Genomic DNA, 7,724 nt, shown 5'->3' on the forward strand with positions numbered 1-7,724 from the left:
GTGCGGGTGGCGGTATTGGGCGTCACCGCGGTGTCGGTGTAGGTGACCGCGCGCAGCGCCGCCTGCCATTGCGCCAAGGTCGCCGTGGCGCCGCTGGACGTCAGCGTCAGCACCCCGGTGCCGCTGTTGTAGCTGGCGGTGATATTGCCCATGGTGCTGCCGTTGTTGGTGAAGGCCAGCACGTCCTGGCCGCTCTGGAAATTGCCGCTGATGGACACCGTGGCGCTGGCCAAGGTGCTGTTGTCCAGATCGCTGACCGTGAGGCCGGGATCCACCGCCACCGGCGTGGACGCGGTGTTGTCGCCGGCGGTGAAGACCGCGCTGCCGCCGCTGGCGGTGGCGATAGGCGTTTGATCCGTGGCCGTCACCGTCACCGAGCGCGTGGCCACGCCGCTGCTGGCGCTGCCGTCGTTGACCTGGAAGCTGACGGTGCGGGTGGCGGAATTAGGCGTCACCGCCGTATCGGTGTAAGTGACCGCGCGCAAGGCCGCCTGCCATTGCGCCAAGGTGGCGCTGCCGCCGCTGGAGCTCAGCGTCAGCACCCCGGTGCCGGCGTTGTAGCTGGCGGTGATATTGCCCATGGTGCTGCCGTCGTTGGTGAAGGCCAGCACGTCCTGCCCGCTCTGGAAATTGCCGCTGATGGACACCGTGGCGCTGGCCAGCGTGGGGCCGGCGTTATTGCTCACCGTGATGCCGGAATCCACCGCCACCGGGGTGGACGCGGTGTTGTCGCCGGCGGTGAAGGCCGCGCTGCCGCCGCTGGTGGTCACCACCGGCACCACCGCCACGCTGACGGTGGACGCCACGGCCAGCGTGGTGGTGTCCACGCCGCCGTTGCTGGTGCCGCCGTTGTCCTTGACGCTGGTCAGCGTCACCACCCGGTTGCCGATGGAGGGGCTGCCGTTGCTGTCGCGATAGGTGATGCCGTTGATCACGCTGGCCGCGGTGCTGCCGGAAACGCCGCTGCTGCTGATGGACACCGTGGCGGTGCCGCCGGACACCGAGACGGTGACGCTCAGGCCGTTGCCGCTGGTGGTGACCGAGTTGCCGTTGGTCAGCGCCACATTGCTGCCGTCTATGGACAGGATTTCGCTGCTGCCGTCTTGCAGGCCGGACACGGTCAGCGTCAGCAGGATCACGCTCTGGCTGGATTCGACGGCGCTGACGCTGGCGCCGCTGAACACCGTCACCGCGGAGCCGCCCATCGTGAAGGTGGGATTGGAGGCGGTGGCGCTGCCGGTGGGCGCGTCGTTCACCGCGGCCACCGCCACCGTCACATTGCTGGAGCCGGTGCCGCCGCGGCCGTCGTTGACGCTGACGTTGATGGTGCGGGTGGCGGTGTTGGGATCGTTGCTGCTGTTGTTGTAAGTCAGCGCCGCCAGCAGGGTGGCCACCCGCGACGGGGTGGCGTTGCTGTTGAAGGTGACGATCAGATCATGGCCGCCCACGCCGTCGCCGTTGCTGGCGATCACGCCTATGCTCACGCCGCCCACCGTCACCACGCTGCCCACGCTGGTGCCGCTGGACAGGGACACCGAGCCGCTGGTGTCGACGCCCAGCACATCCTGGCCGCTCTGGCCGTTGGCGGAGATGTGCACGGTCAGATTGCCGCTGTTGAAGTTGGGGGTGTCGCTGTCCGTCACCGTGACCGCGGTGCCCACGTCCAGTTTCACCGCCCCGCCTTTCTCGGTGAAAGTGGGGTTGTCGCCGTTGAGGTTGCCGATCACCGGCGCGGAATCCGCCGCCACCGTCACCGTCTTGGTCACCGCGCTGCTGTTGATCGCGCCGTCGTTGATGGCGAAGCTGATGGTGCGGTTGCCGGTATTGGGCGACAGCGAGCTGTCGGAATAAGTCACCGCGCGCAAGGCCGCCTGCCATTGAGCCAGCGTGGCCGTGGCGCCGCTGGACGTCAGCGTCAGCACCCCGGTGCCGCTGTTGTAGCTGGCGGTGATATTGCCCATGGTGCTGCCGTTGTTGGTGAAGGCCAGCACGTCCTGGCCGCTCTGGAAGTTGCCGCTGATGGACACCGTGGCGCTGGCCTGGGTGCTGCTGTCGGAGTCGGACAGGGTGATGCCGCTGTCCACCGTCACCGCGGTGCCGGTACCGCTGCTGTAGGCGCTGGAGCCGCCGCTGGCGGTCAGCGTCGGCGCAAAGCCGAAATTGATGGCGTTGATGGCGCCTATGCCTATCATGCCCGTCACATTATGGCCGCTGGCCGCCAACACCCGGAAGGAATCGATGCCCTGGAAGGCGCTGTTGCCGGACACGTTGAAAGTCACCAGCCCGCCGCTGCCTTGCAGCGCGTCGCCCACGTTCAGCGTCAGCGTCGCCCCGCTGACCGCCACGCCGTTGATATAACCGACCAATTGCAGATTGCCGCCGGAAGTGGCGGAATCGTAGCCGTTCAGCACCACGCCGATGGAGTTCAAGGTAAAGCGGCTGCTGTCGTTGGACTTGACGCTGAAATAGGAGATGGGAATGGTGCCGTCGCTATAGCCGTCCACCGTTTCCGTGGTCACCGAGCCGGCCTTTTCGACAATAATCGTCTGGCCGCCGTTATTGGTGGAGCCCAATTGCAACGTGAAATCCCAGCCCTGGAGGTTGCCGGCGCTCACGGTACTGCCTGAGGGGTTATAGGTGTTGCCGTCCGATGTGGTGAAATCGGTGGTGCCGGTTACCGGCCGCGCCAGCAAGGCGTCATAGCTGAAATGCAAGGCATCCACGTCGATATGGCCGCTATTGCGCTCCAGCGTCCAGTCTCCGCCCAGGCGCGCCGCGCCGGTGGCGTCGGTGGACGCGGCCACGTCGGCCTGAGTGTAGCGGGACAATGCGCTGACGAAGGCCGCGCCGCTGCTGCCGGCGGCGATGTCGCAGCCGTAGAGCAGGATGTCGCCGTCGGCGCGCAAGGATTGGCCTATGGTTTTCAGGTCCGCCTGGCGGCTGTCCAGCTTAGCCGTGGTCAGTTCCATGTTGCCCAGCATCAAATCCCCGCTCTGACCGTGGGAAATGATGTGGATGGCGGCGTAGCCATGGTGGGTTTTGGCCCACTCGGCGATCTGGCTCAGGCCGTCCTTGCCGGCGTTGAGCACCACCACCTCCATGCCGGCCGGCATTTGCGCCAGCAGGCTTTGGTAATTGGCGACATTGGATTCGACGAACACCACCTGCTTGGGCGGCGCGGTCGGCGCCAGCGCCGCGGCAAGCTTCTCCGCCAGACGCTCCACCGCGGCCGATCGCGGCGCTTCCGTCGGCGCCGGGCGTTCCGCCGGAAGCGGCGCGTCCGCATGCGCCGAGGCGGCGGCGGCCGTGGCGGCCGCCGCGCCGTCGAACATCAACCTGGGCTCCAGAGCCTGCAACAGCAGGCGCGAGCGCTTGAGAGCCGGTGTCTTCTTGTCACTGCCTTGCGATTGCCCCGCTGATTTCCACCACCCCATCACGCTCTCCCGGATTATTTCGGCTTAAGCGGCTGTTCAACATCTTGCGAGCAAGAGCGAGACAAGGCGAAGACGGCAGAGAAGGCGGAATGTACATACGGTACATAGGCCTTTCTTAAGACGTATCCGCCCGCTGACGCTTCACCAAGCGCAACAAGCATTGAACAGACGCCAAGACCCAGATCGAACCACGCTTGCGACTACATCCCAAAAGCTGCTTAGCGGATTAGAACCTGTATCAAAGCAAAAATAAATGACAATTAAATAAATTCGAATCAGAACAACAGCGACACCGTAACAAACCGGGCAGCCGGCAAGCTGACAAAAGCTGTCAAGCGCGACCAAGAAGCCTCCTCTTTAAAAAATAGTTGTTCCTCACGCGAAGTAAGCTAAGTGCAAATACGTAGCACACATGATATTTGTTCAACATATTCAAAATCCCCCGGCTTGCCCTCGTCCGCCGCATCCCGTATCGTTCGTCCGCCGTCCGCCCATCCAAGGATTTTTCCATGCCCGCCACCCCGCTGTACTGCGCCCGTCCCGACCGCCTGGACGCCGCCCGCCTGTTGAGCCAGCGCTTCGCTCTGCCGCTGCTGGAACAACGGCCGGAGCAGGGCTATTGGCTGGAATTGGGCGAGCAAAGATTGGAACTGCTGACCACTGGCAAGCACGGCGCGGTGTATGCGGAATTCGTCGAGGGCGCGGCCAAGCATCGGCGCGAACAGGGCGGCGGCCGCGGCCAACCGGTGGCCAAGGCCATCGGCCTGAAAGGCGCCAAGGAACTGCCCTATGTGGTGGACGCCACCGCCGGCCTGGGCCGCGACAGCTTCGTGCTGGCCGGGCTGGGCTGCCGCGTCACCCTGGTGGAGCGCTCGCCGGTGGCCGCCGCGCTGCTGGCCGACGCGCTGGAACGCGCCGCCGGCCACCCGGACACCGCCGACATCGCCGCGCGCATGCATCTGGTGCACGCCAGCTCCATCGCCTGGCTGGCCGCGCTAAGCGAGGCCGAACGCCCGGACGTGGTGTTCGTCGATCCGATGTTCCCGGACACCGACAAGAAAAGCGCCGCCGCCAAGAAGGACATGCAGGCCTTCCAGCAGGTGATAGGCGACGATCAGGACAGCGCCGCGCTGCTGCAAGCCGCCATCGCCGCGGCCAAGAACCGCGTGGTGGTGAAACGGCCGCGGCTGGGCGCGGCCATCGAGGGCGTGAAGCCGTCCGCGGTGCTGGACGGCAAATCCACCCGTTTTGATCTTTACGTGATCAAGGCCTTGCATCCAATTCAGGGCTGACGCCATCGGGCGCTTGCGCCCGCTCGTTCATCCCATAATCCCGCAACACCGCCGCCACCCGCAGCCGGTAATCGGCGAACAAGGCCTCCCGGCCCTGCCGCTGCGCCGCGCGGTGCGGCTCCAGCCGCCGCCAGGCCGCCACCGACGCCTCGTCGCGCCAGAACGACAGCGACAGCATCTTCTCCGGCCGGTTCAGGCTGGCGAAGCGCTCGATCGACAGGAAACCGTCCGCCTCCGCCAGCTCCCGCCCCAGGCGCTCCGCCCAGCCCAGATAACCGTCCCGGCCGCCTTCGGCCAGCTCCACCTCGAAAATCACCGCAATCATTCCGTTCTCCCTTCCTTGCCATAAATACGCACCCGCGCGTTGGGCAGCCGGCGAAAACGCGCCGCCGCCGTCAAGTCTTGCCAATCCGGCCGCGCCGCCGCCAATGCCGCCAGGCCGCCGCGCGCGATTTCCAGCGCCAGCGCCCGGCCCGGGCAGGCATGCCGGCCGGCGCCGAACATCAAGGCCTCGCCCGGCCCGGCCGGGTCCAAAGCCGCCGCGGCCAACACCACCAATACCGAAGCGCCGGCCGGCACCGTCTGGCCGCCATGGGACCAATCCCGCGCGACGAAACGGCGGGTGTTGTGCAAGACCGGGTCCTGCACAGCCAGCCAGTCCCACTCCGCCGCCGCGCCCGCCGCCAGCGGCCGGCCCTGAGCCTGATGCCAGATGGCGGCGGCGAACAGGCCGGCGCCGGCGTCCAGGCTCTGGAACAGCAGGCCGATCACATTCGCCGTCAGCGTCGCCTCATCCGGCGCCAATTCATTCTTCAGCTCAGCCAGCATGCCGCCGGCCCGCGGCAGCGCCTCCGCCACCCGCGCCTGCAAAGCCGTCAAGGCCCGCTCTCCGCGCGCCAGCGCCTCTACATCGGCATCCGCGGCCAACGCTTGCGCCAGCGCCGCCGCCTCCGCGACCAAGGCCGGCGCGTCCGCCGCCGGCAGACCCAACAAGCCGGCCAGCGTCAGCACCGGCAAGCCCTGCGCCATCCGGTCCAGCACCTCGCCGTTCAACGGCTCGCGCATCAGCCAGTCCCGCGCCAGGCTTTCCGACAAGCGCCCTGCTTCCGCGTCCGCCGCCGTCGCCAAAGCTCGGCTCAAAGCCGCCTTCAGCGCCGGATGGCGCGGCGCCTCGCTCATCCGCGCCCACAGACAGAACGTGCGCGCCAAGCCGCCATCGCCCAACTGCGGCGGCGCCGCCTGATCCAGCGGCCGCACCCGACACTCCGGCGCGGCCAACACCGCCTGCGCCGCCGCGTGGCCGGCCGCCACCCACACACCCAGACCGGCGTCAAAATACAGCGGCCGCCGCTGCGCCAGATCCCGGTAATAGGGATAGGGATGGGTGTGAGTCACCGCCGCCAGCGGGTCCAAAGGCCAGGCGCTCATGCCCCTCCGCCAGGTAAAGCCGCCGCGTCAGCTCCACGCAGCGGGCGCGCGAGCTGGCCGCCCGCTCATGCGGCGCAAACGGCGCCGCCACCCCGTCCAGCGCCGTCACCGCCCAGGCCAGGCGCTCGCGTCGGGCCGGATCCAGAGCGGGCCGGCTTTGCCGCTCGGTCAACACGTCGATCAAGGACACCAGCGCCTCCTTCTGCGCAATCTCCCCCGGCAAGCCGGCGCGGGTGCACACCCCGTAGCCGCCGGCCAGGAAATCCCGCCACGCCGCCTCCAGGTCCGGCTCCGCCTCGGCTGGCGGCAGTTCCAACGCCGCCAGCCCGGCGCGCCACTGCCGGCCGAAACAGGCGCGCAAGCGCTCCGGATCCCCGTCCAAGGCCAGCGCCTGGCCCAGCCAGCACAACATGCCCTGCGGATACCAGGCCGACTCCGCGCTCAGCGCCGCCGCGCCCATGCAGGATGCGGCCTCCCCGGCCAGCGTCAGCCGGTAGGACGGCCACGGCGCCGCACCGGCCCGCTGCCAGCCGCGCAAGGTGTCCAGGCTCAAGCCGCTGCGCGCCAGCAAGGCCGGCTCGCTCAGAAAATGGCTATGCAGATAGCCCAGCAAATCCTCCACTCCCGCTCTCCTTGTTCAAGCTTGACGATGGGTTTATCGTAGCCGGCGGCATCCGCCAAAGTTTCAGCCGAGGATGAACCATGCTTGCAGCCCCGCACGACCGCATACCCGACATCAGCCGCCTGGCCAGCCTGCTGGCCGACCCCGGCCGCGCGCTGATGCTGCTGCTGTTGCAAGACGGCCGCCTCTACCCGGCCAGCGATCTGGCCCAGGCCGCCGGCCTGTCGCCGCAAGCGGCCAGCAACCATCTGGCCAAGCTGCTGCACGGCCAGGCGGTGCGGGTGGAACAGCGCGGCCGCCACCGCTATTACGGCCTGGCCAGCCCGGCCATCGCCCACGCGCTGGAAGCGCTGTCCGCCGCCGCCGGCGAAAGCCGGAGCGCGGTGCGTCCCAAGGGCAATGCCGACATCCGCCTGGCGCGCAGTTGCTACGACCACCTCGCCGGCCGGCTGGGCATCGCCGTCGCCGACTTCCTGCAACAGCAGCAACTGCTGCAACGGCGCGAGGAGCGCGAGTTCGCGGTGACGCCGGCCGGCGCGGACTGGCTGGCGGCGCGGCTGGACATTCAACTGGCCGGCATCGCCCGCCCGCGCCGGCCCTTGGCGCGCGCCTGCCTGGACTGGAGCGAGCGCCGCGACCACATCGCCGGCAGCCTGGGCGCGGCCTTGTGCCAGGCCTTTTTACAGCGTGGCCTGACCGAGCGCCGCAGCGACAGCCGCGCCTTGCGGATCACGCCGGCCGGTTACGCCTTCTTGAAGCAGGAATGTGGAGTGGGCAGCGAGCAGCTGCGGGGGGATTAAAGCGGTTTGCGCGAGGGGGCGCGGCGGATGAGTCCTTGGGCAGTGTCGGCGGAGGGTACCCTCCCACCCAAGCAAACCATCCGCCGTAGGGCGGAGCGCGGCGATGCCCACGCGGCAACGCGATGGGACCGATGCTTGGACCTTGGCG

6 protein-coding genes are annotated in these 7,724 nt (G+C 68.0%); 2 read left to right on the forward strand and 4 right to left on the reverse strand.

Annotation, left to right across the window (positions count from 1 at the left end; translation table 11 throughout):
• The coding region (locus ACODRW_RS23995; RefSeq protein ID WP_488906875.1) for a DUF4347 domain-containing protein at nt 1-3,434 on the reverse strand (3,434 nt) is incomplete at its 3' end.
• A gap of 509 nt (nt 3,435-3,943) precedes the next feature.
• Here ACODRW_RS23995 and ACODRW_RS24000 point away from each other — a divergent pair.
• Complete coding sequence (locus ACODRW_RS24000) at nt 3,944-4,726, forward strand: class I SAM-dependent methyltransferase (protein WP_107801167.1); 783 nt, start codon at nt 3,944-3,946, stop codon at nt 4,724-4,726.
• On the opposite strand, the gene ACODRW_RS24005 is transcribed toward ACODRW_RS24000, so the two are convergent.
• Genes ACODRW_RS24005 through ACODRW_RS24015 form a run of 3 tightly spaced genes read right to left on the reverse strand, consistent with a single transcriptional unit; the run spans nt 4,698 to nt 6,776 of the window.
• Complete coding sequence (locus ACODRW_RS24005; RefSeq protein WP_227106323.1) at nt 4,698-5,051, reverse strand: antibiotic biosynthesis monooxygenase family protein; 354 nt, start codon at nt 5,049-5,051, stop codon at nt 4,698-4,700. The genes ACODRW_RS24000 and ACODRW_RS24005 overlap by 29 nt on opposite strands.
• Entirely contained in the window at nt 5,048-6,154 is a 1,107-nt protein-coding gene (locus ACODRW_RS24010) for a cytochrome P450 family protein (protein WP_488906876.1), read from the reverse strand. Before ACODRW_RS24010 ends, ACODRW_RS24005 begins: the two co-directional genes overlap by 4 nt.
• The gene (locus ACODRW_RS24015; protein WP_488906877.1) at nt 6,057-6,776 is read right to left on the reverse strand and encodes a DUF6058 family natural product biosynthesis protein; all 720 of its coding nucleotides are present in this window, start codon (nt 6,774-6,776) and stop codon (nt 6,057-6,059) included. Before ACODRW_RS24015 ends, ACODRW_RS24010 begins: the two co-directional genes overlap by 98 nt.
• Before the next feature lie 80 nt (nt 6,777-6,856).
• On the opposite strand from ACODRW_RS24015, the gene ACODRW_RS24020 reads away from it, so the two are divergent.
• Nucleotides 6,857-7,576, forward strand: coding sequence for an ArsR/SmtB family transcription factor (locus ACODRW_RS24020; RefSeq protein ID WP_488906878.1), 720 nt, complete (start codon nt 6,857-6,859; stop codon nt 7,574-7,576).
• The last annotated feature ends 148 nt before the right edge of the window (nt 7,577-7,724 follow it).

Source organism: Chromobacterium sp. FG89 (assembly GCF_057808735.1).